The sequence below is a fragment of the Lautropia dentalis genome, from assembly GCF_003892345.1.
GTDB lineage: Bacteria > Pseudomonadota > Gammaproteobacteria > Burkholderiales > Burkholderiaceae_E > Lautropia > Lautropia dentalis.
The window spans coordinates 308,564-334,418 of the sequence record NZ_RRUE01000002.1 but is presented as its reverse complement, the minus strand read 5'-3'; the positions used below and the strand labels follow the sequence as shown (position 1 = coordinate 334,418).

22 protein-coding genes and 2 pseudogenes are annotated in these 25,855 nt (G+C 65.5%); 6 read left to right on the top strand and 18 right to left on the bottom strand.

Features of this window, described 5'->3' with window-relative positions:
- The first annotated feature begins 175 nt into the window (after positions 1 to 175).
- The 3 genes from EHV23_RS09470 to EHV23_RS09460 all read left to right on the top strand — a co-directional run bounded on the left by EHV23_RS09470 (position 176) and on the right by EHV23_RS09460 (position 4,341).
- Entirely contained in the window at positions 176 to 1,075 is a 900-nt protein-coding gene (locus tag EHV23_RS09470; protein ID WP_125095855.1) for a LysR family transcriptional regulator, read from the top strand.
- A gap of 256 nt (positions 1,076 to 1,331) precedes the next feature.
- Complete coding sequence (locus EHV23_RS09465; protein WP_125095854.1) at positions 1,332 to 2,963, top strand: tannase/feruloyl esterase family alpha/beta hydrolase; 1,632 nt, start codon at positions 1,332 to 1,334, stop codon at positions 2,961 to 2,963.
- A 253-nt stretch (positions 2,964 to 3,216) separates the two neighbouring features.
- Complete coding sequence (locus EHV23_RS09460; RefSeq protein WP_203228958.1) at positions 3,217 to 4,341, top strand: alpha/beta hydrolase; 1,125 nt, start codon at positions 3,217 to 3,219, stop codon at positions 4,339 to 4,341.
- 127 nt (positions 4,342 to 4,468) lie between these two features.
- Here EHV23_RS09460 and EHV23_RS09455 read toward each other — a convergent pair whose 3' ends face one another.
- Positions 4,469 to 5,386 (bottom strand): LysR family transcriptional regulator, encoded by a 918-nt coding sequence (locus EHV23_RS09455; RefSeq protein ID WP_125095853.1) that lies wholly within the window; start codon positions 5,384 to 5,386, stop codon positions 4,469 to 4,471.
- A 2-nt stretch (positions 5,387 to 5,388) separates the two neighbouring features.
- On the opposite strand from EHV23_RS09455, the gene relB reads away from it, so the two are divergent.
- Positions 5,389 to 5,565 (top strand): type II toxin-antitoxin system RelB family antitoxin, encoded by a 177-nt coding sequence (relB, locus tag EHV23_RS16500; RefSeq protein WP_125096794.1) that lies wholly within the window; start codon positions 5,389 to 5,391, stop codon positions 5,563 to 5,565.
- Between the two features lie 164 nt (positions 5,566 to 5,729).
- On the opposite strand, the gene EHV23_RS09445 is transcribed toward relB, so the two are convergent.
- Complete coding sequence (locus EHV23_RS09445; protein WP_125095852.1) at positions 5,730 to 7,727, bottom strand: tannase/feruloyl esterase family alpha/beta hydrolase; 1,998 nt, start codon at positions 7,725 to 7,727, stop codon at positions 5,730 to 5,732.
- Between the two features lie 246 nt (positions 7,728 to 7,973).
- Complete coding sequence (locus tag EHV23_RS09440) at positions 7,974 to 8,636, bottom strand: Rossmann-fold NAD(P)-binding domain-containing protein (RefSeq protein WP_125095851.1); 663 nt, start codon at positions 8,634 to 8,636, stop codon at positions 7,974 to 7,976.
- Positions 8,637 to 9,285: 649 nt separating this feature from the next.
- Here EHV23_RS09440 and EHV23_RS09435 point away from each other — a divergent pair.
- Positions 9,286 to 9,549 carry a hypothetical protein gene (locus tag EHV23_RS09435; RefSeq protein WP_125095850.1) on the top strand — a complete coding sequence of 88 codons (264 nt, stop codon included), beginning with the start codon at positions 9,286 to 9,288 and terminating at the stop codon, positions 9,547 to 9,549.
- Between the two features lie 156 nt (positions 9,550 to 9,705).
- Positions 9,706 to 10,689 (top strand): hypothetical protein, encoded by a 984-nt coding sequence (locus EHV23_RS09430; protein ID WP_125095849.1) that lies wholly within the window; start codon positions 9,706 to 9,708, stop codon positions 10,687 to 10,689.
- Positions 10,690 to 10,757: 68 nt separating this feature from the next.
- Here EHV23_RS09430 and EHV23_RS15235 read toward each other — a convergent pair whose 3' ends face one another.
- The 15 genes and pseudogenes from EHV23_RS15235 to EHV23_RS09360 form a co-directional block, all read right to left on the bottom strand.
- Positions 10,758 to 11,432 (bottom strand): BON domain-containing protein, encoded by a 675-nt coding sequence (locus EHV23_RS15235; RefSeq protein ID WP_158615902.1) that lies wholly within the window; start codon positions 11,430 to 11,432, stop codon positions 10,758 to 10,760.
- A 383-nt stretch (positions 11,433 to 11,815) separates the two neighbouring features.
- Complete coding sequence (locus EHV23_RS16115; RefSeq protein WP_125095847.1) at positions 11,816 to 13,639, bottom strand: sensor histidine kinase; 1,824 nt, start codon at positions 13,637 to 13,639, stop codon at positions 11,816 to 11,818.
- Positions 13,640 to 13,797: 158 nt separating this feature from the next.
- Complete coding sequence (locus EHV23_RS09415; protein ID WP_125095846.1) at positions 13,798 to 14,463, bottom strand: response regulator transcription factor; 666 nt, start codon at positions 14,461 to 14,463, stop codon at positions 13,798 to 13,800.
- 122 nt (positions 14,464 to 14,585) lie between these two features.
- Positions 14,586 to 15,116: a PepSY domain-containing protein gene (locus EHV23_RS09410; protein WP_125095845.1), complete on the bottom strand. Its 531-nt coding sequence runs from the start codon at positions 15,114 to 15,116 to the stop codon at positions 14,586 to 14,588.
- 376 nt (positions 15,117 to 15,492) lie between these two features.
- Positions 15,493 to 16,023: a PepSY domain-containing protein gene (locus EHV23_RS09405; RefSeq protein WP_125095844.1), complete on the bottom strand. Its 531-nt coding sequence runs from the start codon at positions 16,021 to 16,023 to the stop codon at positions 15,493 to 15,495.
- Positions 16,024 to 16,364: 341 nt separating this feature from the next.
- A complete protein-coding gene (gene lipA, locus EHV23_RS09400; RefSeq protein ID WP_125096793.1) occupies positions 16,365 to 17,327 on the bottom strand; it encodes a lipoyl synthase in 963 nt (320 codons plus the stop codon).
- Positions 17,328 to 17,848: 521 nt separating this feature from the next.
- Positions 17,849 to 17,959: pseudogene (locus EHV23_RS16635) on the bottom strand (lipoyl(octanoyl) transferase LipB); the annotation flags it as partial.
- 384 nt (positions 17,960 to 18,343) lie between these two features.
- Positions 18,344 to 18,643, bottom strand: a pseudogene (lipB, locus tag EHV23_RS16105) (lipoyl(octanoyl) transferase LipB); the annotation flags it as partial.
- A gap of 601 nt (positions 18,644 to 19,244) precedes the next feature.
- Positions 19,245 to 19,580 carry a YbeD family protein gene (locus tag EHV23_RS09390; RefSeq protein ID WP_420813052.1) on the bottom strand — a complete coding sequence of 112 codons (336 nt, stop codon included), beginning with the start codon at positions 19,578 to 19,580 and terminating at the stop codon, positions 19,245 to 19,247.
- A 40-nt stretch (positions 19,581 to 19,620) separates the two neighbouring features.
- Positions 19,621 to 20,490, bottom strand: coding sequence for a D-amino acid aminotransferase (locus EHV23_RS09385; protein WP_125095843.1), 870 nt, complete (start codon positions 20,488 to 20,490; stop codon positions 19,621 to 19,623).
- A gap of 247 nt (positions 20,491 to 20,737) precedes the next feature.
- Positions 20,738 to 21,949 carry a D-alanyl-D-alanine carboxypeptidase family protein gene (locus EHV23_RS09380; protein WP_420813051.1) on the bottom strand — a complete coding sequence of 404 codons (1,212 nt, stop codon included), beginning with the start codon at positions 21,947 to 21,949 and terminating at the stop codon, positions 20,738 to 20,740.
- A 138-nt stretch (positions 21,950 to 22,087) separates the two neighbouring features.
- Positions 22,088 to 22,702 carry a hypothetical protein gene (locus EHV23_RS09375; RefSeq protein ID WP_125095842.1) on the bottom strand — a complete coding sequence of 205 codons (615 nt, stop codon included), beginning with the start codon at positions 22,700 to 22,702 and terminating at the stop codon, positions 22,088 to 22,090.
- A gap of 166 nt (positions 22,703 to 22,868) precedes the next feature.
- Positions 22,869 to 23,951 (bottom strand): hypothetical protein, encoded by a 1,083-nt coding sequence (locus tag EHV23_RS09370; protein ID WP_125095841.1) that lies wholly within the window; start codon positions 23,949 to 23,951, stop codon positions 22,869 to 22,871.
- Positions 23,944 to 24,591 (bottom strand): alpha/beta hydrolase, encoded by a 648-nt coding sequence (locus EHV23_RS09365; RefSeq protein ID WP_125095840.1) that lies wholly within the window; start codon positions 24,589 to 24,591, stop codon positions 23,944 to 23,946. Before EHV23_RS09365 ends, EHV23_RS09370 begins: the two co-directional genes overlap by 8 nt.
- 58 nt (positions 24,592 to 24,649) lie before the next feature.
- Complete coding sequence (locus EHV23_RS09360; protein ID WP_125095839.1) at positions 24,650 to 25,822, bottom strand: VanZ family protein; 1,173 nt, start codon at positions 25,820 to 25,822, stop codon at positions 24,650 to 24,652.
- Positions 25,823 to 25,855 lie beyond the last annotated feature (33 nt).

Below are 25,855 nucleotides of genomic sequence, written 5' to 3'. Positions count from 1 at the left end.
TCTGTTTCCTGAATCTGTCCGGAATGCGCGAAATCCTAGAATGTCAGCCTTTCCGCAAGGCGGGTCGCGTGTTGCCATGGTCCGGTGGCTTGCGGCAGGGCCTGTCGGGGATGTACAGGCCCATGACATGCTCCGCGCCCGGCTTTTCCGGTCGGGGCGTTCGCCCTCCATTGTCATGAACAACGCTCTCTACAACCAGATCCGCATCTTCCAGGCCATTGCGCAGGAAGGAGGCATTACGGCTGCGTCGCGCAAGCTGGAGATCACTCCACCCTCGGTGAGCAAGGCACTGAAGCTGCTGGAGCAGCAGGTGGGGCTGCCGCTGTTTCTGCGTTCGACACGGCGGGTGGAGCTGACCGATGCGGGCCGGGCGCTGCTGGAACGCACGACCGACGCGGTACAGTCGTTGCAGTGGGCGGTGGAAAGCGTGCGCAGCAGCAACATGGCGCCCGCGGGGCTGGTGCGGGTGACGATGTCGCGCTTTGCCTATCAGTTGATCTTCCGCCCGTTGATGGCCGAATTCTGCCGACAGCATCCGCAGGTGCAGCTGGAGCTGTCCATCTACGATGGCACCATCCACATTCTGGACGAGGGCTTCGATCTGGGCATCCGCTTTGGCAACACGCTGGAGGATGGGGTGGTGGCGCGCCGGCTGCTGGCGCCGTTCCGGGAGGGGCTGTATGTGTCGCAGGCGTATGTGGACCGGCACGGGGTGCCACAGCGGCCTCGGGACCTGCACCGGCATGTGCTGATCGGTTACCGGTTCATCACGGCCAACCGCGTGCTGCCGCTGATCCTGCAGGAGGACGGACAGGACCTGACGGTGGAGATGCCCTTCCAGCTGATGAGCAACGACATCGAGGTGATGGCTGACGGCATCCGCGACGGGCTGGGCATTGGCCGGATTTTCGAGCCCATCCGGGCACTGCAGCCTGATCGCGACAGTTTTTTGCCGGTGCTGGAGCGCTGGTGGAAGACGTATCCCGGCGTGTATCTGTACCACCTGCAGCATGCGCAGAAGCAGCGGCGGGTGCAGGCACTGATCGATTTTCTGGTGGCGAGGCTGACGGTGTGAACGGCGTGGCAATGTCATCTGCCGGATGGCCGTGGCATTTCCAGATTATTCGGTGATACCCCATTCAGTGGTACGGTCACGAATCATGACGTGTGCAATGATGCGGTGCGAACCGCGAACCGCGAACCGCGAACCGCGAACCTCGGGCTGAGGGCTGAGGGCTGAGGGCTGTGTGGGCTGTTGGGCTGTGGGTTGAGTGCGGGGATGGGGTGCCGCATAATGACAGGCTGGGAAACCTTTCGCGAGACCATCGTTCATGAAATCCACCCCCCTGTATGCCACACTGGCCAGCGGCGCACTGCTGCTGGGTACGCCGTTCACCCAGGTGCTTGCCGCTGATGCCGACCCGGCGCAGCAATGCGCAGCGCTCAGGGATGTGCCGCTCTATCACACCACCCTCACGCGTGCCGAATGGGTGGCCGATGGCACCATTGCGGCTGATCCCAACTCGGCCTTCACGGGCACCACGGTGCGTGATATGAAGGCGGGGCCGCATTGTCTTGTGCAGGGCGAGATCGAGCCGCGCACCGGGGTGGATGGCAAGCACTATGGCATCAACTTCCAGCTGCGCCTGCCGAAGGACTGGAATGGCAAGTTCCTGTTCCAGGGTGGTGGCGGTGCCAACGGGTTTGTGGCACCTGCGCTGGGCAGCATTCCGGTACAGGCCAGCTCGGCCACGCCGGCGCTGCTGCGAGGCTATGCGGTGGTGAGCATGGACAGTGGTCATCAGGGCACCACGCCCAACCTGCCGGCGGTGTTCGATGTGGCCTTCGCGGCCGATCAGCAGGCACGGCTGGATTATGCCTATGCCGCCATCGGCAAGGTAACGGAACGGGCCAAGCAGCTGGTGCAGGCCAACTACCGGTCGGCGCCGAAGCACAGCTACTACATGGGCTGCTCGACCGGCGGACGTGAATCGATGATTGCAGCGCAGCGTTATCCGAACGAATTCGACGGCGTGGTGGTGGGCAATGCGGCCTTCCGGCTGTCGCGTGCCACGCTGGGCGCCACCTGGACCTATCAGCATCTGATGGCGGCGGCTCCAAAGAATGCGCAGGGACAGAAGATTCTGGCCAACGCACTGTCGCAGAAGGATCTGGACGCCGTGGTCAAGGGGGTGCTGAAGCGCTGTGATGCGAAGGATGGCGTGGCCGATGGCATCGTCAATGCCTGGGAATCGTGCGACTTCAAACCGGAGATGGTGCAGAAGGAAATCGGCGCGAAGAAGGTGGCGTTGCTGAAGGCCATTTTCGGCGGGGCGAAGAACAGCCGTGGTGAGGCGTTGTATGCTGGCTTTCCGTTCGATACGGCCCTGACCGAGACGAGCTGGCGCGAGTGGTGGCTGGGTACGGATGCCTCGGTACCAGTCAATACGTCCAACAACATCCTGAGCATTCCGTTGCTGACCAACTACTTCATGCAGCCCTACAGCACCACACGCGATCCGCTGAAATTCGACTTCGATCGTGATGTGGCCAGCACGCTGAACACCCGCGGGCTGAATGATGGCGACAGCCCCAACCTGAAGACCTTCAAGGCCAATGGAGGACGGATGATCATCTTCGACGGAGTGTCGGACCCGATCTTCTCGGCTTTCGACCAGCGTGACTGGTACCGGGCCATGCACGAGACCACGGGCGATGCCCAGTCGTTTGCGCGCCTGTTCATCGTGCCGGGCATGACACACTGCGGTGGCGGCAGGGCACTGGATGACTTCGATCCGCTGACGGCGCTGGAGCAGTGGCGTGAAGAGGGCAAGGCGCCCGCGCACCTGCTGGCGAAGGGTGAGGCCTTCCCGGGCAAGTCGCAGCCGATCTGCGCGTATCCGACGGTGACCACCTATGTGGGCGGGGATGTGAACCGGCCGGAGAGCTATGCCTGCAAATGAGTCTCCGTGCAGCATAATTTCTGAATTAGAAATTATAAAGTTCCATGTTATGAATTTACACGGAATGATCTGATCCCTAGAATGCCTTTCATCGAACGACGGGCCGGACGCGGGCACGGGCTCCGGCATGCAGCCGGGCCGGTGCACATGACGGGGCCATCCGGGGGCGCGGCACGCTTCCCGGTGCGCCGGTCCGGTTCGCCCGGTGGCAATGGGTGCCCCGGGCACCCCCCTCCGATACACAGGTACGATCATGATGAAACGGCAATTCCTCAAAACCACCCTGATGGCCGCCGCCCTGGCCGCCACGTTCAGCACCTCGGCCATGGCCGACATCCGCGTGAAACCGATGAAAGGAGTTCAGAGAGTGAAAGTGACACAGCAATGGGACAAGACCTTCCCGCAGAGCAGCCAGGTGGAGCACCAGAAGGTGCAGTTCCGCAACCGCTACGGCATCACGGTGGTGGGCGACCTTTACATGCCGAAAGGTGCAAAGGGCAAACTGCCGGCGCTGGTGCTGAGTGGCCCGTTTGGTGCCGTGAAGGAGCAGTCCAGCGGCCTGCACGCGCAGGAGATGGCCAAACGCGGCTTCGTGGCGCTGGCCTTCGATCCGTCCTTTACCGGTGAGAGTGGCGGCGAGGTGCGGGATGTGGCTTCGCCCGACATCTTTACCGAGGATTTCAGCGCCGCGGTGGACTATCTGGGCCTGCAGTCCTTCGTGGACCGCGAGCGGATCGGTGTGCTGGCCATCTGCGGGCTGACTGGCATGGGCATCACGGCGGCTACGGCGGACTCGCGCATCAAGTCGGTGGCGGTGACGGCCATGTACGACATGTCGCGCAGCATGAGCAAGGGATATCAGGACTACTACACGCCGGAACAGCGGGAAAAACTGGTGGACCACATCAGCCAGCAGCGCTGGAAGGATGCGGAGAACGGTACCTTTGCTCCGGGCTGGCACGAGCTGGGCTTTGACGACAAGGGCAACGTGATGACCGGCCCGACGCTGTTCCCGAAGGAAGGCAAGCTGCCGGAAGGAATGCCGGAATTCGTCTACCGCTTCTTCGACTACTACAAGACGCCGCGTGGCTACCACCCGCGTTCGATCAATTCGAACGGCGCCTGGACGGCCACCACGCCGATGGCCTTCTTCGCGTTCAACCTGATGGACAACCTGGACAAATACCACCGGCCGCTGCTGCTGGTGACGGGCGACCGGGCACATTCGCGCTACTACTCGGAAACGGTGTACGAGAAGGCCAACCAGCCGAAGGAGCTGGTGGTGGTGAAGGATGCCGACCATGTGGACCTGTACGACAACCGCGAGAAAATCCCGTTCGATAAATTCGAGCAGTTCTTCAGGAAAACCCTGAAATGATGGAGGCGCACTGACGCTGTGGTTTTGACCGGTCTGCACCCCGTGCAATGGCCGGGAACAGTAGGGACAGGCAGCTGCGATGGCCATGATGCCGGGAGAGGTCCGGGGTCATGGCCGTTTTGTCGTGTCATGAACGGTTGGGGGCGGCCAGTCGCTCCTGAAGCAATGCGGCCAGGGTGTCGAACACCACCTTGACGCGCAGCGGGGTGACGGTGCGCTGGGGACGGTAGACGTAGACAGGCCATGCGGTTCGGGGCAGGTCGGGCAGCAGTTCCACCAGCTCGCCATTTTCCAGATACGGGCGGCACAGCCAGTCGAGCAGCAGCACGGCAGCCCGTCCCGAGCGGGCGATCTGCAGCTGGGTGGATATTTCGTTGGAGACGCAGACGGGTTTGCGGGGCAGGAACTGCAGCTCGCGGTTGAGGTACCAGTTCTGCGGCCGGCCGGTGTTGGCGTCGATGCTGGCGGCCAGTGGCCAGTGCTGCTGCAGCGCCTGCCAGTCGGCTGGCTGGCCATGCCGTTTCACCAGTTCCGGGGTGGCCACGATGTGTTCCCGCACCTCACCCACCTTGCGCACGATGAAGCGGTTGTCGGCCGGCATGCCGATGCGCACGCCCAGGTCTATCTGCTGGTCCACCACGTTCAGGCGGGCCGTGTCCTTGCGCCAGTCGATCACCAGCTCGGGATAGGGCTGCAGCCGTTCCAGCAGGGTGAGCAGGAAGGTGTCTTCATCCGGCAGATCGGGGACGGTCACGCGCACCAGGCCGGCGACGGCCTCGGCCTGCTGTTTTTTGCCAGGCGTGAACAGGCGCTCGCTGTCTTCCAGCAGCTGGATGGCCTGTGGCAGGAACTGCTGGCCGAATTCCGTGAGATTGACCTGGCGGGTGTTGCGCTGAAAGAGCGGCTCACCCAGCCAGGCTTCCAGTTCGGCGATCACCCGGCTGACCACCGGCGGCGATACGGCCAGGCGGCTGGCGGTTTCCTTGAACTGCAGGGTCTCGGCCAGGGAGCAGAAGACTTTCAGGGCTTCGAAGCGGTTGTTCATGGCTGTGCGGGGGAGGGCCTGCCGGCGGGGAAGAAGCGGCGTACACTGCCTGGCTGCGCGCCAGGCTCCAGGCGAGCACCGATGATCCGCGCTCATCGATCCCGCACGAGGAGGTGATGGCCGGGATGCGCGAACGCATCGCCCGAATCAAGGCACGCAAGAGCATGCAAAGTGCCTGAGCCGCCGCACATTTCATGGCGTCCGGCAGCCCGGGAATACCTGGCCGCCATCATTGACCGTTTTTGCGGCGTGAAAGGGATACGCAAGAGAAAAGATGCAACGCCCATCGCAGTGTGTGGTTCCGCGATGGGCGTTGTTCGATGTCTGCCGGAATCTGCGCAGCTTACCGGCAGGTAAAGCTGTTCAGCTTCCCGGGAATGCCCCCCGTGTAAGTGGCCACTTTCGGCCAGGCGCAGAGCGGCATCTGCTTGTTGGGGAAGGCCTTGCCCTGGGCGACGAGGTAGTCGGGGGCGCGGTCGTTGTTGTGCCAGTTTTCCAGTGCGGTGAGCGGGTCGAAGTCATTGAAGGCGTTGCCGCCGCCGCAGTGGTTCATGCCCGGCACCATGAAGAGGCGGGAGAAGTCCTGGGCCTTCGGGGTGTCGGCCTGCATCTGTTTGAACCAGTTGCGCTGGTCCATGGCGGAAAAGACCGGGTCGGATACGCCGGTGATGATGATCAGCCGGCCACCGTTCTTGCGGAAGGTGGAGAGGTCGGTGCTGATGGCGTCGTTGAGGGCGCCGGTCTGGTAGGTTTTGGAGGTGTCGCGGTCGAAGTCGAACTTCGTGAGATCGAAGGCCGGGTTGAATGGCGTCATGAAATACTGGGTAAGCGAGCCGCCGCCGAGGATGACGTTGTTGGCGTTGGGTTTGGCCGTTTGCGAGTCACCCAGTTTCCACTGGCGCCAGTTGGGCTGGTTGATGCCGCTGTCGTAGAACCAGCCGCTGTAGATGGGTTCGCCGTGGCTGTTTTTTGCGCCGCCGAAGATGGCTTTCAGGGCTTGCACCTTGGCGGCGGGGAGGCACTGGGGCAGAGGCGCATCATTGGCTGCGGTTTGTGAGCCTGCGCTCACTTTCGATGTGCCGGCGCTGGAGCCCGTCGTGCTGGTGCTGTGCTGGCGGGTATGGCTTTTTGGGCCAGCGGCAGTGCCGCCGTGCGGGGCGGCGTGTGCCTTTCCGGCTGTCTGTGTGGCTGGTGTGGTCTTGAGGTTGTCGGCGAGGCTGCCGGTGGCGTTGTCTTCGGCGCACTGCAGCACGGCCGGGTCGAAGTCACAGCGCTCCCAGGCGTTGATGACGCCATCCTTCAGGCCGTCCTTGGCATCACATTTCTCTGTCACCGCCTTGGAGACGAGGTCCAGGTCCTGCTGGGTCAGCGCATTGGCGAGGATCTTCTGGCCGTGGGCATTCGGTGGGGCGATGGCCATCAGCTGCTGGGTGTCCCATACCTCGGCTACCGCGGCGCGCGAGAGGCGAAAGCCCGGGTTGGCGGCGATGACACCGTCGAACTCCAGCGGGTAGCGCTGGGCAGCGATCATGGCTTCACGGCCGCCGTTGGAGCAGCCCATGAAGTAGCTGTGGCGGGGGCTGGCCTGATAGAACTGCATGACCAGCTTCCTGGCCACGGCCGTGACCTTGCCGGTGGACTGGTAGGCAAAGTCCAGCCGCGCCTGCTGGTCGGCGCCGAAGTCGGGCGTGGGGGTGGGGTGGCCGCCGTCCATGGACACGACGGCATAGCCGCGCTTGAGCGCCGGGGTGGCCGTGGTCTGCTGGAAGGGGATGTTGCCCACGGCAGGTGCCACGAAGCCGTCGACGCCACCGCCGCCCTGGAAGAGGAAGGCCTTGTTCCATTGTTCCGGCAGGCGCAGCTGGAAGCGCGTGCCGTAGTGCTTGCCGTCGGCTCCGGTGCGGGCACCGATCTCGCCCTCGATGACACAGTGAGCGCCCACTTGCTGGGATGCGGCCTGCCCGCCGGTGAAGGCGGCCATGCTGTCGGCTTCGATGCCGCCCGTGGACCAGCTGGTGCTGGTGATGCGGGTACCGCCAATGTGCATGCTCTTGAGTTCCGCGCAGCGCTGGGACGGGCTGTCGGTCAGGGCGGCGGCCGGGCTGGTGTCGCGGGATGTGGCGGCGGCGAGCAGCTGCGGGGTGGTGGCAGCGGCAAGGGGGACGTCCTGGGCGTTCTGGACGGCCGGCAGGCTGCTGGTGGCGCGGGCAGCCGTGGCCGCTGCCGGGTGAGGGGCGGCGTGAACGTTGAGAGGAACCGCGGCGGCTAGCGGGGTGGCCATCAGCAGGGCCACGTGCAGGGGACGCAGCAGCGGGGCTGGGTGGCAGGGGCGGAGCTTCATGGTCGGTGGCTCTGGAAAACGGGAGAGAGCCTCAACTGTAGCGCGGATTGCCGGACCGCGCCGCACTGCCGGGATTATGGAGGCCCCTGCCGGAAATGGATGCGCAGCCGGGTACGAAAGGATGAAAACAGACTGTCTGCCTTTCGGCACGCCGGGCACGCCGGGCACGCCGGGGTGACGGCGGCCCTGACCTGCGCTGATCGGGTGTGCAAAAGGAGATGTTCGCGTGAGAGAGGGGCGGATCGTTCAGGGCCTGTGATCGGCCAGCGTCCGGATGTCACGGATTTCCAGCACCGGCCGCGGAAAGCCCTGCCGGGTTGCGTTGAGCATGGCCTGGCCGACCAGCGCCGTGGTCAGGATGTGATTGGGGAACAGGGTGCGCACCAGGGGGAAGAAGGGCTTCATCAGCGTGTAGAACAGCTGATAGTTGCCCTGTTTGGAGCGGATGCCACCGAGCGGCTGGATGATGCCCGGGCGGAAGGCGAAGAAACGATGCAACCCGAGCGCCTGGATGTCGTGTTCGGCCATGCCCAGCACACGCTTCCACATGGTGTCGCTGTTGAGGTCGGACCCGGCGCCGGTGATGAACACGAAGGTGAGGTGCGGGTTGGCGTCCTTCAGCTTGCGGGCCACCGACAGGGGCAGGTCGTGCATGAGGGCGGTGTACTCGGCCTCGGTCTTGCCGCTGGAGCTGGCGCCCAGGCAGTAGAAGCAGGCGTCGAAGTCCGACAGCGACGACAGGTCGGCCAGCGCCATGTCGGGTACCTGCAGGGTGTGCAGACGCGGATCCTGCTGGGGCGGGGCTGTACGGCCGACGGCAACGATATGGGTCACATCCTTTGCCTTCAGGCATTCGGTGAGGACGCCCTGGCCGACCATGCCGGTGGCGCCGAAGAGGAGGATTTTCATGGGTGGGGGGCGGTGGATCAGTGTGGCGGAAGAAGGGATGCGGATGCTGGATGGGTGAGGGCAAACAGGTCCATGATGCGCGCTGGCCATGCTGTCTGTTGAACAGCAGGGGGCATTTGGACATTAACACGCTTCTGCCTGTGACGATCCTTATGCCCTGTAACGGTACTGCCAGAGGGAGCGATACGGGCGGCAGAGGGGGCAGACTCCCGGTGTGGCCGCATGATACGGACGTTTGAAATTGCCGGGAGTGAAAGTAGCCGGTTGGCGGCTGTCACATGCCGTACGGGAGGAGGCGTTGGTCATGCAAAACGGCCTTGCATAGGATGGCTGGACATCCGTTTCCACCTTTCGGATACACCATGGCAATCATGTCCAGACATCCTGCTTCGAAAATGGCCTTTGCAGGCCTTGTAGCGGTCGTTACGGCCTCGATCTCCGCCTGCGGGGGGGGGCTGATGACGGCTCCGGATCCCATTCAGTAGCGAAAAAAATCAATTCCGAATCCGTACGAAAACTGTACGAAAGCTGCCCTGAAGTACATAACAGCACGCAAATCAGTTTCCTGTCATGCGCGGCAGGAACCTACAAGGGCACGGATGTGCGGACTGGTGCTGAGTGCACCACCATTTTGACCGAAACGGGTCAGGTGTCGTTCATCAACGGCGCCAAGACGATCAGGACCTTCGATCTGGTCGCTGATTTTGCCTATCACATGGACAAGACCAAGAGTGGTCCATGGGTCTTCCATCTGGAAGGCAAGAACAAAGAGCCCATTTTTTTCATGAGTCGGAGGCTCAAGATCAGCATGGATGTCGATACACGGTATGGCCGCTATCTCGACATCATTCAGAAGAACACGGACCCCGTTTACGGCTCGGACCTGGACGCGACCTGCCGTATCACCTTCTGAGTTTGTTCCTGTCTGCGCGTTTTCTGTCATCTCCGATACAGGCTACAGAAAACTCGCCGGATGATCCGCTCCCCCATTTTTCTTCACCCATCCAACAATCCATGTTGCTCCTTGCGCAGCGTCGCACAGGGCCGCATGTCACACGCGAGTGTTCTCATGATCATCAAGCAATCACATCATTTTACGAAAAAAGCGGGGGCGCTGGCCGTGTCGGCGCTGCTCGTCTCCCTGCTGGCAGCCTGCGGCAGCGGTTCACGGGAAGGCTATGAATATGCCTCCCTGCCGCCGGGGTACAGCAACAGCAAGAACCAGGTGGCACAGAATGGCGACGGCCAGAGTGCGTCTGACGAGAGCAGGGGGCAGCAGTCCGGTAATCAGGCTGGCGTCAACCAGCCGATTGCCGTGAGCCCCTCTGCGCAGGAATCCAGCAAGTTGTCGGAGGAAGAGCTGGCAAAGATCCGCAAGGAAGCGCTGGAGCTGGCGGTGAACAATTACCGCGCCAGCTTCCCCACCGTGACTGATCCGAACAAGAAGGAAGAGCTGAAGATGGTCGTGGTGGGCCTGGATGATGCGACGTTGTTGAAGGCCGCACCCGAGATCAAGGAAAAGTACGTGTCCCTGTACGGGGATACGGTTTATGACTACTACCGGAGTACGTGCCCTATCGAGAATGGTCAGGACAAGAGTGCTGTCTACCGCTGCGTGGCGGGCCTGTATTACGGCAAAACGGCCGAAGGTGAAGTTTGCTATACGTCCATCAAGCTGGACGGCGAAATTCGCCATGTGTCCGGCAACAAGGTGGTGACGGCCTTTACCAACAATCAGCCACTGGAGTTCGTACGGGCTGACGTGGGCGGCAACATGGCGCTGGTGTTCAACAGCCGCAAGTCCTATACCGTGAAGAATGAAGTGGTTGGCCAGCGCGTGGTGTTCCGGATGCAAAGTGACAAGGACAACATCGAAATTTTCCAGCAGAACACCGACAAGGATCCGGCCACAGGTGACGAGATGAACAGCACCTGCGTGATCAAGGTGCGCAATCCTGCCGCGACGGCAGATTCCGGTACATCCGGCGGTGGCACGGCACAGCCCGTGCAGCCGGCCGGCGATACATCGAACAACGGTCAGAATGGCCGCTGATCCGGAAAAAAGCGAAAGCCCTGCGGAGTGTGATCCTGCAGGGCTTTCGCGTGTCTGGGTACCGGGTTTTACTGCGCGGTGCCGCTGGTGATGTTGGCCCGCTTCCCGTCCGGCCGGTCGGTGCCGAGGATGCGCGACAGCTCGGCGTCGGAAACATACTCGAACAGCGTGACCACCTTGGAGACGCCCGATACCTGCGAGGCGACGATGGCGGCGCGCTGGCCCTCCTCGCGGGTGACCACGCCCATCAGGTACACCACGTTGCGTTCGGTGACGACCTTGATGGCGCTGGCGGTGAGGTTGCGTTCACGCACGAAGCCGGCCTTGACGCGGGCGGTGAGGGAGGAGTCGCGGGTGCTGGCGGCGAAGTCCTCCACCGGCTTGATCTCGATTTCGTTGTAGATGTCCTTGATGTTGGGGACACGTGAACGGACGACTTCTTCGGCGACCTGGCGCGTTTCTTCGGAGTCGACCTGGCCGGTGAGCAGCACGCGGCGGTTGAAGCTGGTGATGCCCACGGAAACCATCGGATCCTTGTTGACGGTTTCGTTGAGCACGCGGGCGCCCCGCAGCTCGATGGTTTCGTCTTCGGTCTGGGCGCCGATGGAGCGGCGGTCCAGAACGGCGGCAGTGCCGATGGCGGCGCCGGTGACGGCCAGGCCGAAGCAGCCACTGAGGCTGAGGGTGGCGGCGAGCACGGCGGCAGATACGAGTCGGCGCGAAAGGGCGCTGGGCTGGCTCATTGGGGCATTCTCCATGACGTTGGCCCCATTATAGAAAGGCTGCGGGGCTTTTGACCGTTGGCAGGACAGCCTTTGTGGTGGCGGCATCGAAACGTTGCGCGCTGGATGGCTTCCGCCACGGGCCGACAGGTGGTTTGAGCTGACTGATGGATGGTATGTTCTGTTGCGTGATGGCCACAGTGTGTGGGTTTCCGACGGCAGGGAGTGCGCCGGAAAGCGACAGGGCCATGCTGCAGGTTGCCGGGGCCGGTTACATCGTGCCCGGGCACCTGCGCAGGGAGTCTCGTCGGCACATGGCCGGGGCAGGCGCGGCAGCGAATGATGAGCCCATGATTCGCCCCAGGGGGTGCCGGAACGACCTGAATGCATGACACGGGCCTGTCTCAGGTGTCCGGAGGCGTTGTCCCTGTCTGGGCATCTGCTGCGGGCAGCGTGACCTCGACGCACAGGCCATGGGGGAAGTGCCGGGCGTCGTGCAGCTGCAGTTCACCCCCGAGGTTCTGGATGAGGGTCCGGACGATGGAGAGCCCCAGGCCGGAGCCCTGCTGGCCGGTGCCGAGCACGCGGTAGAAGGGGTCGAGGACGCGGCTGCGTTCGTCGGCGGGGATGCCGGGGCCGTTGTCTTCGACGCCGATGAGTACCCGGCCGGCGCGGGCCTCGGTCCAGAGGTCGATCTGGCCGCCTTCGGGGGTGTAGCGGATGGCGTTGTCGACGAGGTTGCGCAGCAGGGTGTAGAGGCTGAGGTCGTCGGCCTGGACGCAGGGCATCCCGGTCTGGCGGGGGGCGGGCTGGCCCGTCGGAATCGTACGGCTCCGCGCGGCCGGCGTGGTGGGTGGGCTTGCCAGGGGAAGGGAGGGAGAGGCGGTGTGTGCGCTCTCCGGAACGCTGCCATGGGGCGCTGGCGTTTCGAGGAGACCGAGGTTGATCTGCTTGCGGTCGGCCAGGGGGAGCAGGTCTTCCAGGATGCGGTGCAGGACGGGGATGACGGGCGTGCGGGGGGCAGTCGGCGTGCGTTTGCCGGACGGTTGGGTGCTGTCTGGCGTGTGCCGTGTGTCGGGATCGTGCCGGGTACTCCCGGCATGCTGCGCGTTCTGGGCGCGGGCCAGGCTCAGCAGCTGGTCGAGCAGGTGGCGGTTGCGGTCGAGGCCGGCGCGCAGGGTGCCGAGGCGTTCGGCGGCTTCCGCCGACATGGGGGCGGCCTGCAGGCGTTCGGCCTGCAGCGACAGGGCGGCCAGGGGCGAGCGCAGTTCGTGGGCGGCGTCGGCCACGAAGCGGCGCTGCTGGGTCATGGCGGCTTCGGTGCGGCCCAGCAGGCGGTTGATGGCGGTGACGAAGGGCAGCAGCTCACTGGGCAGGTTCTGATGGGGCAGGGGCTGCAGGTCGTTGTCGGGGCGCTGGTCTACCGTGCGGGCAAGCGCAGCCAGTGGACGCAGCATCAGGTGCAGGATGAGCAGGACCAGGCCCAGCAGCAGGGGCACGAGCAGGGCAACGGGCAGGGCGGCGTAGAGGGCGCTGTTGCGGGCGATTTCGTCACGGATGCGGGTGTCCTGGGCAACGGCAACACGCTGGTTGCCCTTGCCGTGGATGTAGACGCGATATCCGTTGCCCCGGTGGCTGATGAGGTGGTAGCCGTTCTTCAGATCGCTGGACAGTGGCAGGCAGAGGGTGTCGCCGTTTTTGCTGGCGTTCTGCCGGTGACGGGGCTTCTTGTCCAGGCGCAGGGCGGCCGGTGCGGCGTCGGCTGGGGGGGTATTTGCGGCATCCGTGGTATGGGGCTGGGGGGATGGCTGGGTGTCATCATCATCGTCATCGTCATCGTCATCGTCATCGTCGGGTTCCCGGTCACGGTTCTGCGCGTGTTCATGTGCGTGCGCCTCGTCGCCAGCCGGTGTATCGGTGCTGGAGGGCAGGCGCTGGACGATCAGGCCTTCTTCGTCGTCGTCGGTGAGGGCGCAGCCCTGGGCGGGCAGGTTGATGAGCGGGGTGCCGCTGCGCGGCTGGACGAGGCGGGCCGCCTGTTCGAGCACTTCATCCTGGAAGTCATGGACTTCGTCGAGGGTGGCGTGCCATGACAGGACGCCGGCACCGGTGCCCACCAGAAGGACGGCCAGCGAGATGCCCCCGGCCAGGCGAAAGCGCAGGGAATGCAGGGGGAGGGACAGGCGCCGCTGGGGGCTGTCGTCGTGCATGCTGGTGGGGCCGGGCATGGTGATGCAGGATGTTGGGGTGGGACAGGGATACACCCGGCTGTGGTGGATGTATCAGGCGTGGGGCATCTGGTACAGGCCGGAAGCGGGTTATTGGCGCAGGCTGGGGCTGGATCGTGCCGGGCGTGCCGGTACGCTTCAGCGCGTGTGATGGGCTCTCAGTCCTGCTTCGTGACCATCCAGCCGGCACCGCGGATGTTGCGGATGGCGTCGCTGCCGAGCTTCTTGCGCAGGCCATGGATGAGGAATTCGATGGCGTTGCTTTCCACTTCCTGGCCCCAGCCGTAGATGCGGTCTTCGAGGTCGGCGCGCGAGAGGATGGCGCCGGGGCGCTGCATGAGGGCGTGCAGCAGGGCGAACTCGCGGTTGGACAGGCGCACGGCGGGTTGCCCCTGGCGGCTGGCCTCGTGGGTGGCCGGGTCCAGGGTGAGCAGGGCGCTGCTGAGGATGGGCGTGGCCTGGCCGCCCTGGCGACGCAGTACGGCGCGCATGCGGGCCAGCAGTTCACTGATCTCGAAGGGCTTGAGGATGTAGTCATCGGCACCGGCGTCCAGCCCGGCGATGCGGTCGTCCAGGGCGTCGCGGGCGGTGACGATGAGCACCGGCAGGGTGGTGGGCTGGCTGCGGATGCTGCGCAGTACCTCCAGGCCGTCGCGGCCGGGCAGGCCGAGGTCCAGCAGGACGAGGTCGTAGTGCTGGGTGCGCAGGGCCGTGAGGGCGCTGTTGCCATCCTTCACCCAGTCGGCTGCCCAGGAGGCATCGTTCAGGGCGCCGTGGACGGCGTTGCCGATCATGGGGTCATCTTCGACGAGGAGGACGCGCATGGTGCAGGGGAGATTTGGGGTCGGAGCGGGGGGATGTACGTGCGGGGTCAGCTGCGGCAGGCGGGATGGCCTGCGGTTGCACCATGGTGCGCCGGACAGGGCTTGCCTGTGTCCGGAGCGGCTCAGTAGTCGGCCCGGTCGGGATGATCCTCCATGACCTGGCCGCTCTGGGCGTCGATGGTGAGTTCGCGCAGTTCGCCGGTGGGCAGCAGGGTTTCGATGACGTAACGGGGTGTGCCGCGTGCGCCGTCGAAGTCGGCATTCAGTGCCTTGCTGCCCGGATGCTGCTGCTGGGCGGTGATGATGGCCTGTTTCAGGGAGATCTGCAGGGATGGGGCAGAGGTGATGCGGGGACCCTGGGCCTTGTCGCGGATGACTTCGCCCGTGATGGGATCGATGCGTACCTTGAAGACATGGTTGCTGGTGGTGACGACCCGCACGTCGTAGTCCATGGTGTCATCCTTGTGGCCGTCGAGATCGGCATCGAGGGCGATGCTGCCCGGATGGACCTTGAGCGCGGTGTCGATGGCCTGTTCGATGCTGACCTTGACGTGCTTCGATGCGGCGATGTCACGGATGTCGGCAGCAAGGCTGGTGCCGGCGCCAGCCAGCAGGGCTGCCGCGACCAGCGCGTGCAGGGCGTTACGGTTCATGAAACTCCCCTTGGGAAAATCCTGAAACAGGTTCGTCCGGAGCGTGTCACGAACAGGATCATGACGCGTGCCGGGAACGGCAAAAAGTTCAAGACTAACCCAGAGGCGTATGTGGGGTACGTCAGATCCGTAACGATGTAGCGAGCTGGTGAACGGGCGCGACAGCCCGGACCGGTGGCCGTCCCTGCCTGCGTGGCGCCTTGCCGGCGCAGGGCTGGGGCCGGCACGGGGACGAATGAGTCCCTGACATGCTCAAGGGGATGGCCCCGCATCCCGGGAATCCGGCAGTTCAACCCATTGCGTCCATGACACGCGCAAGGGGAAGCCCCTTCCCGTGAAGGGGCGGCGGAACCGGTGGCCGGCGGGCTGCCCGGGATCAGTCGTCCAGGTAGTTGGCCACGACCTTGCCACTCTGGCCGTCGATGCGGACCTTGTGGATCTGGTTGTTGCCGGTGGCGATGTCGAACTCGTAGTCGGCGGTGCCATCCTTGCGGCCTTCCAGCTCGGCCTGGAGTACCTTGCCACCCTGATGCTGCTGCAGGGCGGTCTCCAGTGCCTGTTCGAGGCTGATGGTGGGGTTGGGCACCGGCTTGTTGCGCTGGCCGTGGGCGCGGTCGGCGGTGACGTTGCCGCTCTGCGGATCGACGATGACCTTGAAGACCTGGTTGTCGGCGGTGACGAGCTTGATCTTGTACTCGGCGGTGCCGTTCTTGTGGGCATCGAAGTCGGCGTCGATGACACGGGCGCCGGCGTGTTTCTGCTGGGCCGCGGTGATGGCCTGCTGCAGGGTCACCCTGGCCTGACCGAGGGCAGCGATGTCCTGCGCATCGGAGGCAAAAACGGGGGCGGCAGCGCCGGCAGCGATGGCGGAGGCGGCCAGCAGGGAGATGAGGGTGCGTTTGTTCATGGTCGTTTCCTTTGAGTCCGAGAGGTTGGCGGCGCAGGGGCAACCGGGTGGTTGTGGGACGGTTTCCCGAAGGTTGTGGCCCGGTGTTCTGCATCGGTGCGGCAGCGTTGCTGCTGTCGACGGAATGCATTCTGCGCGGGCAGACTTAGTGGCAGGTTAGGAAACGGCGGGCTGGCAAAATTATTGTGAACGATTGAAAAACGGGGTGTTCGTGGCCACGCATGACCCTGTATGCGGGGTGTGGCCCGGAGGGGTTATACGCGGTTATACATGCATATACTTCTGTATAAAAGGGTATAGGTACCTGCCGGGCAGGCATTGCCGCCCGGCGAAAAGAGGGCTCAGGCGGTTTTCTGTTCGCTGTTGCGCACAGCTTCTTCAGCCTGCATGTCCGCGTGGTACGAACTGCGCACCATGGCACCGACGGCTGCGTGCTGGAAGCCCATTTCGTAGGCCTTTTCCTCGAACATTTTGAACGTTTCGGGGGTGACGTAGCGCTCGACCGGCAGGTGGTGGCGGGTGGGCGCCAGGTACTGGCCGATGGTGAGGCGGTCGATGTCGTGTTCGCGCATGTCGCGCATGACCTGCAGGATTTCCTCGTCCGTTTCGCCCAGGCCCACCATCAGGCCCGATTTGCTGGGCACGCCGGGTCGGCGGATCTTGAAGTCCTTCAGCAGCTTGAGCGAGTGTTCGTAGCTGGCGCCGGGGCGGGCCTGTTTGTACAGGCGGGGCACGGTTTCGAGGTTGTGGTTCATCACGTCGGGCGGCATGGCGTCCAGAATGTCCAGTGCCTTGTCCAGACGGCCGCGGAAGTCGGGTACCAGAATCTCGATCTGGGTGAGCGGCGACTGGCGGCGGATTTCGCGGATGCAGTTGGCGTAGTGGCCGGCGCCCCCGTCGCGCAGGTCGTCGCGGTCGACCGAGGTGATGACGACGTACTTCAGGCGCAGCGCCTTGACGCTCTGGGCGAGGTTGTGGGGTTCTTCCTGGTCCAGCGGGTCGGGGCGGCCGTGGCCCACGTCACAGAACGGACAGCGGCGGGTGCATTTGTCACCCATGATCATGAAGGAGGCGGTGCCCTTGCCGAAGCATTCGCCGATGTTGGGGCAGGAGGCTTCCTCGCAGACGGTGTGCAGTTTGTGATCCCGCAGGATCTCCTTCATTTCGTAGTAGCGGCTGCCGAGCTTGGGGGTCTGTTTGCGGATCCACTCGGGTTTGCGCAGCATGTCCTTGATCGGGATGATCTTGATGGGAATGCGTGCGGTCTTGGCTTCGCCCTTCTGCTTGATGCGGGGATCGGCCACCGGGGCGGCGGCGGCCTGATTGGCCGTGGCACGGGCACTGGCCGACGCGGTGCTGCCGGCGGGGGCCGTGCCGGTCTGGGTAGCGGCCGGGGTGGTTGTGGCCGCAGCCGGACGTTCGAGCGCAACGGTCATGGTGTCGGGCCGGGTGGTGGCTGCGCTGCTGGTGACGCTGTTGCCGTTGCCGTTGCTGGAGCCATTGCCGGTGGCGGCCGGGCGTGCCGGCGGGGTGATGGCGGCGCCCCAGGCCGGGATGGTGTCCTGCGGGGTCTGGCCGGTGGCCGGCTGGCTGCGGGCGTGAGCGCCGTGGCCGTGCGGTGTGCTGTCGGGTTCGAGGGTGACGGGAACGACGGGCGGACGCTGCGGCTTGCTGGCAGTCAGGGGGCTGTCGGTCAGGTTCATCGGGAATATCCTTCAATGGCTTGAATGAGCGCGTGGCCCAGATCGAGCGCCAGGGCGTCGAGATCGATGTCTGCAGGGCTGGCCGATTCGCGGTGGATGTCGGTCATCTGCAGGTTCTGGAAGCCGCAGGGGTTGATGCGCGAGAACGGGGCCAGATCCATCTGGGCGTTGAGGGCCAGGCCGTGGTAGGAGAAACCGTGGCTGGCCTTGAGGCCGATGGAGGCAATCTTGGCCACGCCGGGGGCGGGCCGGGCGTGGCGGGCATGGGGGCGCGGGGCCGGTGGGGGCACCACGGCGAGATGGGGGTGGTGGCCTGTGCCGGCTGCGATGGAAGATGTCGTTCCGGCGGAGGGGCCGGTCGATGCGGCAGTGGGCGCAGGGGGGGGGCGGGCGATGCTGCCAGCTTCACCGGAGGCGCCGGCATGGGCCATGCCAGTGATCGTGCTGGCTCCGCTGTTGCGAAGTGCACCGTTGGGGCCGGTGGCGCTGCCGGTGCAGGCTGCTTTGGCGGGGCTGGTCACCTGTGCAGAACCTGCCATGGGCAGGCCCGCGCTGCCCGAACAGGCCTGCAGGGCCTCGAAGGGCTGGACAAAGGCCTGGGCCGGATGGCGGGGCAGGACGTAGATGCCGGGGGCGCCGGCCTGGCGGATGGCGGTGACGCCGTAGTGCATCAGGCACTGGATGAGGGCGTTCTCGATGCGTTCGACTAGGACACGGATGCCCAGTTTGCGGGTGCGCAGGTCCAGCATCAGGTAGGCCATGATCTGGCCCGGGCCGTGGTAGGTGATCTGCCCGCCCCGTTCGGTGGGGACGACGGGGATGTCGCCGGGATCGAGGAGGTGCCCGGGCTGGCTGTTCATGCCCAGGGTGAAGACGGGCGGGTGCTGCATCAGCCAGATTTCGTCACCGGCGGTGGCGGCGTCGTGCAGTTCGGGCCAGTTGAGGCACAGTGCCGGGCGGGTGAGGCTGGTGGGGCTGTCTGCAGCAGGTGCCGCGCCGGCTGCAGAGGGGGTACAGGGGGCATGTGACCACGAGCGCCCGGAGCCCACGAGGGTGAGGTGGGGGCGTCCGCCGGTGCCGGTGGCGTTGCCCGCGCGGCGTGCCGGTACCACGGGAGGCCGGGCAGCCTGGCGGGCGGCCGTCCATTGGCGCATGCGGGTGAGGGCTTCGGTATAGGGCACGGTGCCCAGCAGGCGCAGGCGGATGGGAGGGGCAGCAGTCATTGAAAATGGGCCGTGAAACGGGGCTGCTTCCGTCGGGACGGCGGGGCGTGTTGGATAAGAACCCGGGGATAGCCGGGAATGATAGCCGGTACAACGAACCCGGGGACGCTGTGGTGGGCCAGCCGGGCAGCGTATCAGATTCAGTCACCAGCCACAGTAGGGAAAGCCCTGATGGTGGCCGCTGGCGGGGCGGCCGTGGCAGTGCCCGGTTTGCACCGGCGCGAACGTTCCGTCGGGGACGAAAGGTTCGCGGGGCGTATTGTGCGCAACCCGGGGCACGGGGTTCTGCGCTGGATCAAATGAGGTACGAAACTTTCGGGCTGGCCGACAGTTCGCGATAGAGGGCATCGAGCTGTTCGCGTGACTGGGCGGTGAAGGTGGCGGTCAGCGACAGGTAGGCGCCTCCCTTCGATTCGCGGGCCTCCAGGCTGGACGGGTCGAAGTCCGGAACATGTCTGGCGATGACGCCGGCGACGAAGGGGGTGAAGTCGGCCTCGTTCTTGCCCATGACCTTGATGGGGAACTCCATGGGGAATTCCATCGGGTCGACGGCACTGGGTTCGATGCGCTCACCCTCGTTGGTGAGGTGGCCGGGGTGATGGGGAGGCTGGGGATGGGTGTGATCGGTCATGGGGTTCGGGGGAAAGCATGGAAGCAGCCTGGCACGGCTGTCAGGCGGTGGTCTGACGGGACTCGGCCTTGGCCTGCTGGTAGGCCGCAAACAGTTTCTGGAAGATGGGGCCGGGGGTGCCGTTTCCAACCGGTTTGCCATCCAGCCGGGTGATGGGCTGGACTTCCTTGGTGGCGGCAGTGAGCAGCAGTTCGTCGGCGTGACGGACTTCGGATTCAGGAATGCGGCGGATGTCGAAGGGGATGCCGCACCGGGCGGCGAGGTCTTCCATCAGCGCGTAGCGCACGCCTTCGAGGATGAGGTTGTCGTGCGGCGGGGCGATGAGCGTGCCGTCGCGGACGACCCAGATGTTGGAGGCGGCGCCTTCGGTGAGGTAGCCGTCACGGAACAGGATGGCTTCCTTGGCGTGGGCATCGAGTGCGCTCTGGCGGGCCAGGATGTTGCCCAGCAGCGAGATGGACTTGATGTCGCAGTGCAGCCAGCGTTCGTCGGGCAGGCTGATGGCGCTCATGCCGTTGCCGATGTTCTCGGGCGTGGGGGGCACGAAGGGGTTGGTCATGGCGAACACGGTGGGCGTGATGCCCTGCGGGAAGCCGTGGTCGCGCTTTGCCACGCCGCGGGTGACGTGCAGGTAGACCATCTGGTTGGGCCACTGGGGATGGCGTTCGACCAGTTCACGCACGAGGGCGCTCCAGCCGGCCTGGTCCATTGGCGGGTCGATGCGGATCTGGGTCAGGCAGCGCTTGAGGCGGGTCAGGTGCTGGGCCAGACGGAAGGGGTGACCTTCGTAGACGGGGACGACATCATAGATGCCGTCACCGAAGATGAAACCCCGGTCGAGTACCGGGATGCGCGCTTCGGACAGCGGCAGGTATTCACCATTGAGATAGACGGTCTGTTCTTCGGCCACGGCGGGCTCCCTGTTGGCAAGAGAAAGGGATGATTCTAGAGCGTGCCGCGGATTTGTTTGTTCGCTTCAGCGCCGGCCTGGAAGCCTTGAACAGAACGGCACGTCGTACGCCGTCAGGACTCGCTCCTTTGCAGGGAAGGGGGCGCTGGCATGTCCTTGTGTGCCGCCGGGGCCGGACACAAAAAACCTCGCGGCGTACGGACGGTACGGGCGCGAGGTGTGGCGGGGGGCGTGTCAGGGGCGCCGTTTACTTGACCCAGAGCCGGATGGTGTCCCAGGTGCTCTTGAACCAGCCGGCCGTTTCGACGGTTTCCAGCGCGATGAGCGGACGCTCGGCAATGACGGTCTCGCCCAGGCGGATGCGCAGGGTGCCGATGCGCTGGCCAGCGTGGATGGGGGCGATCAGGGGTTCGGTGCGCTCGATTTCACCCTTGATGTTGCCGATCTGGGCGCGCGGGGCGGTGATCAGCACGTCGTCGGCAAACCCGGCCGAGACGGTGGGCTGCTGGCCCTTCCAGACGGGGTGGTTGCCGACGGGCTGGTTCTTGCGGTAGAGCTGCAGGGCTTCGAAGTTCTGGAAGCCGTAGTTGAGCAGCTTCTGCGATTCGGTGGCGCGGGTGGCATCGGAGCTGGCGCCCAGCAGCACGGACAGGATGCGGCGCGAGAACTGGCTGCCCTGCGGGTCGGTGGCGTTTTTCTGTTCGCGGTGGGCGGAGGCCACCAGACAGTAGCCGGCGGCGTCGGTGAAGCCGGTTTTCATGCCGTCGACGGACGGGTCGATGGCCAGCAGGCGGTTGCGGTTGGGCTGGCGCACGCCGTTGAAGGTGTATTCACGTTCGGAGTACAGCCGGTAGTACTGCGGAAATTCCTTGATGATGCGGGTGGCCAGTACGGCCATGTCACGCGCCGACGAGTAGTGGTCGGGGGCGGGCAGACCGGAGGCGTTGACGAAGTGCGAGTTCTTCATGCCGAGGCGGCGGGTCTCGGCGTTCATCTGTTCGGCAAACTGCTCCTCGCTGCCGGCCACGGCTTCGGCCAGGATGATGGCGGCGTCGTTGCCGGACTGGATGATCAGGCCGTGCAGCAGTTCATCGACGGTGGCGGGACTGCGCGGGTCGACGAACATGCGCGAGCCGGCCGACTTGTAGGCGCGGTTGGATACCGGCGGCCGGGCGTCGGGCTTGAGGGTGCCGTCGCGCAGGGCCTCGAACACCACGTAGGCGGTCATCAGCTTGGTCAGCGACGCCGGCTCGACGCGCTCGTCGGGGGTCTGGCTGTAGAGCACCGTGTTGGTGGTGACATCGAACAGGAACCACGAACGGGCGGCGATATCGGGCGGCGGCACACTGGCGCTCTGGGCAACGGCTGGGCCCGTCAGGGCGGCCAGTCCCAGGCTGGTGCCCAGCAGCAGGGCCGACAGGGCACGGCGCAGCATGGGGCCGGGTGATGAGCGACGCATGGGTGGGATGTCAGGCGCATGGATCGAAGCCATGGCCGGTGGACAGTGCATGCCGTTCGCCGGTGCAGTGGAACGGGGGGAGGGCTGGCGCTGCGGGGCCGCAGGGGGGAGGATGAAGGTGGGCACGGACGGGAAAGGTCAGAGCGGGCCGTGGCGGCGCACGCGGGTGGCGATGCGATGGGCGGCCGCCGGGTTCTTGCGCTGGCCGACCAGGTTGATGAGTTCGCGCAGGACGTGGCGCAGGACGTGCAGGTTGACGCAGTCCTGGACACGGGCCTCGAGCACGGAGGCGTCGGGCCCCAGTTCGGCTTCGAAGGCGCCATGCAGGGCACGCTTGATGGCCTGCAGCTTGAGTTCGGTCTGCGGGTCGGTGGGGGCGGCGTCGTGCCGGGCGATGCCGGTGAGCGCGATCATGTCACGCGAGATGAGTTCCTTCAGTGCCTCGGGCAGGTCGGCCGGGCGGACGATGGCGGGCATTTCGCCCAGCGAGCGCCGGCCGTCGAGCAGGTTGAGCAGCCGCCGCGCCGGCGTGGACATGATGCGGCGCGGGTTCTTGATCGTCTGCATGCCGGTTTCGGTGAGGGAGAATACCATGCGCGGGTTGGGCTGGTCTCGCCCGTCACCCAGGGCCAGATGAATGGCGCGCAGGCGCGCCGAGGGGATGCGCGACGCCGTCCAGGAGCGGGGCGGCTCCCAGCTGTCGGGGTCCGTGTGGCGGACCGGTTCAAGTCTGGCGATTTTGGGCGCGGGCATCGTCACTCACCGGGCCGGAAAACCGGCCCTCTCTGCGCATTGCGCAGATTTGGTTACGTTATGCCAATAATGATAACGTGCCTGCGCCGTTGATTCATCTATGGTTTGCCGTAAATTGGTTTCATTTGCTTACAAAACCACAGTCTCGTAAATCGAGACGATCCGTTCAGGCAGCGCGGGCCTGCCGGGTGGTTTCGGCCGGCAGCAGGTCGGCAAAGGCCGGGGTGAGACGCTGCAGTTCGGCTTCCGACTGGCAGGATTCGATGCGGTCGATCATCAGCGTGCTGAGGCGGCCGATCTGCTGCAGGAACAGGATGCGGGCCTGGGCGCGCTGGCGGGCCAGACGGACGGCGGCCTCTTTGGCCGGATCGATGGGGCGAGTCTCGCCGGCATGGGGCCTGGCGGTGTGTGCTTCGGCCGTACGTGTCCCGGCTGTGCGGACTGTCGGGGTGTGGTCTGCCCGGGTGTGGTCTGCCGTGGTGTGCCTTGTTGCGATGCCGCTTGCCATGTCGTGGCCTGCTGCGCCGTGGGGGGCGGCCGTGGCGCTGGTGCGCTTGGCTGCGATGCTGTCTGCCGTGCCGTGGCCTGCTGCGCCATGTGCGGCGGCCGTACGTGTGCTGCTTGCGGGGGCTTCCCCGACACGGGTCCGGACGACCGGAATGGCGGCTTCGGGCACCGGCTGGGCAGGGGCGGCCTCGACCGGGCACTCGACGGTGGAGCGGCGCACGAGCTTGCGGCGCTCCAGTTCGATGAGGGCCTCGGGCAGCCAGGCTTCGTCGATCATGCTGCGCAGGCCGTCGATGGTCTGCGGCTCTTCGAAGAGCATCAGCAGGCGGGTGGCGTTGGGCGACAGCACGACGCCGGGGTCGCGCAGCTGGGCGCTGCCGGCCGCGGTGCGTTCGAAGCTGAGTACGGTGCGGGTGGCAGGCGCAACGGCTGCCGTGCGGGCGCCGGCAGGGGCGGTGTTGCCCGCTGCAGGGCGCACTGCAGCGATGGGGGCAGGTTTGTCCGTTGCAGACATGCCGGCTGCGACGGGAGCGGGCTTGCCCGCAGCAGGAATACCGGCCGGGGCTGGGGATGTTCTTCCTGCTGCCGGACGTGTGGCCGCGGATTTGCCGGCAGCACGGGCCGTGGTGGCGGCCGTCAGCGTGGCGGCCCTGGCGGCGGCCTGGGCTGCCTGGACAGCGTTCGGGGAAGAGGGCGTCCGGCCGGCAGTGGCCGGACGTTCGATCAGCGTGGTGTCAGACATGTGTTCCTGCCAGGTGTCGCAGAATCAGCGATTTCAGTTGCGGCAGCCGGCCATGGAAGAAGTGGCCGACGCCCGGAACGACGACGACGGAAAGCTGTTGTGGACGGGCCCAGTCCAGCACGCTGGCGAGCGGCACCACGTCGTCCTCCTCGCCATGCACGACCAGCGTGTCGGCCGGCACGGCCTGCACGTCGAAGCGCGAGACGGCCGGGCCGACGAACACCATCGGCCGGTGTTCGACCGGGTGGCTGGCCAGGCGCTGCATGAGGCGGGACTGCACGAAGGTGCCGAACGAGAACCCGGCCAGTACCAGGGGTACCGGGCGCGGCAGCGCGGCGGCACTCTCGTGGGCCAGCGCCTGCGTCAGAACGGCTTCCATGTCATCGGTTTCGCCGTTGCCATGATCGAATTCACCTGCGCTTTCGCCCACGCCCCGGAAGTTGGGCCGCCAGCAGATGGCACCCTGCTGCAGCAGCGCCCGGGCAATGGTCTGGGCCACCTTGTTGTTCATGGTGCCCCCCTGCAGCGGGTGCGGATGCGCAATCAGTGCCAGCAGTCGCGGCTGGGCCGGCACATCGAGCGAGCACTCGATGGGGCCGACGGGACCGGGGATGGACAGGACGCGGGTGGATGGATTCATGGCAAACGGTGTGGTGGCAGCGGGTTGAAGGCCGCCCCCGTGGAAACCATTGTGTGAGTCAGGCCGTGGGACCGTTCACGCTGGCCGCCGGCCGGGGGCGTCTGGCCGATGAGGTGGGGGCTTCGATGACAAAAAAGTACAGCACCGCCAGCGGCCATGTGGCGGCGATGGTACGCAGCAGCCCCCGGAATCCGGGGGTGGCCATGCGCATCCAGGTGGTGAGGGTGCGCCGTGCCAGCAGCGGCTGCAGGTCGGGATCGACCGGGATGAGCAGCGCCAGGCAGCAGATGAACACGACCAGCACGATGGCGAGCTGGCGCTGGCGGGTGTCACTGCAGCGCATCAGGGGGCGCAGCAGCAGGGCCGTCAGCGCCAGACCGGCCAGCAGCACGGGCAGCTGCAGGGCAAACTGGTCGGCCCCGATGTAGATGTGCAGGGCCGCCGTGATGCGCAGGACGAGTGCGGCGGCCAGCAGGCCCAGCCACAGGAGCAGGCGGTTGCGGGGTGTTTCGACGCAGCGCATGACCAGCAGCGCCAGCAGCAGCACCGAGGCGGCGGTGAGCAGGGTGCTGGCCATCGGCAGGGTGGCGTCGGGTAGCAGGTGGGTGAGGCGCTCGAAGGGCAGGAAGACGGACAGCAGCCCTTCGCCCGGCCAGGGGGTGAGGGGGCCGGTGGCCAGCAGCAGGGGCTGGGGCACGGCCTGACTGGCCAGCCAGAGCACGAGGAGTACGGCGACAAAGCGGCGAAGCTTGTGCTCACTTTCACGGCCGAAGACGAGAGAGGCCGCGCGGTCGCGCAGCGCGCGCAGCGGTGCGCAGGTGGTGACCAGCACGACCACCAGGGCACCCAGGACGGCGCCGAACCCGTTGGTGGCCAGATCGACCAGCGAGGGAACCCGTGGCAGCCAGGACTGCAGCGACTCCATGATGAAGGAGAGCAGCGTGCAGCCGGCGGAGGTGATCAGGACGACTGCCGGCAGCGTGAAGCGCCCCTGCAGCTGCCGGGCGGTGAGATAGCCAAAGCCGGCGTAGGCGCCGATGTTGACGATCAGGTCCCCCCACGAATAGTTGAGCCGGTGGTACGCAAACAGCCACGAGAATGTGCCCGGCCGGCGCAGGCTCCATTCGCCAAACGGATAGAGGGACAGGTAGAGAATGGCAACGAAGGCCATCAGCCAGAGCACGGGGTGGGCCGTGGCCCGGGTGTCTGGCCGGGTAGGGTCTGGGCGCATGGGGAAGGTTATAACATGGAAGCCGTGCGGCGG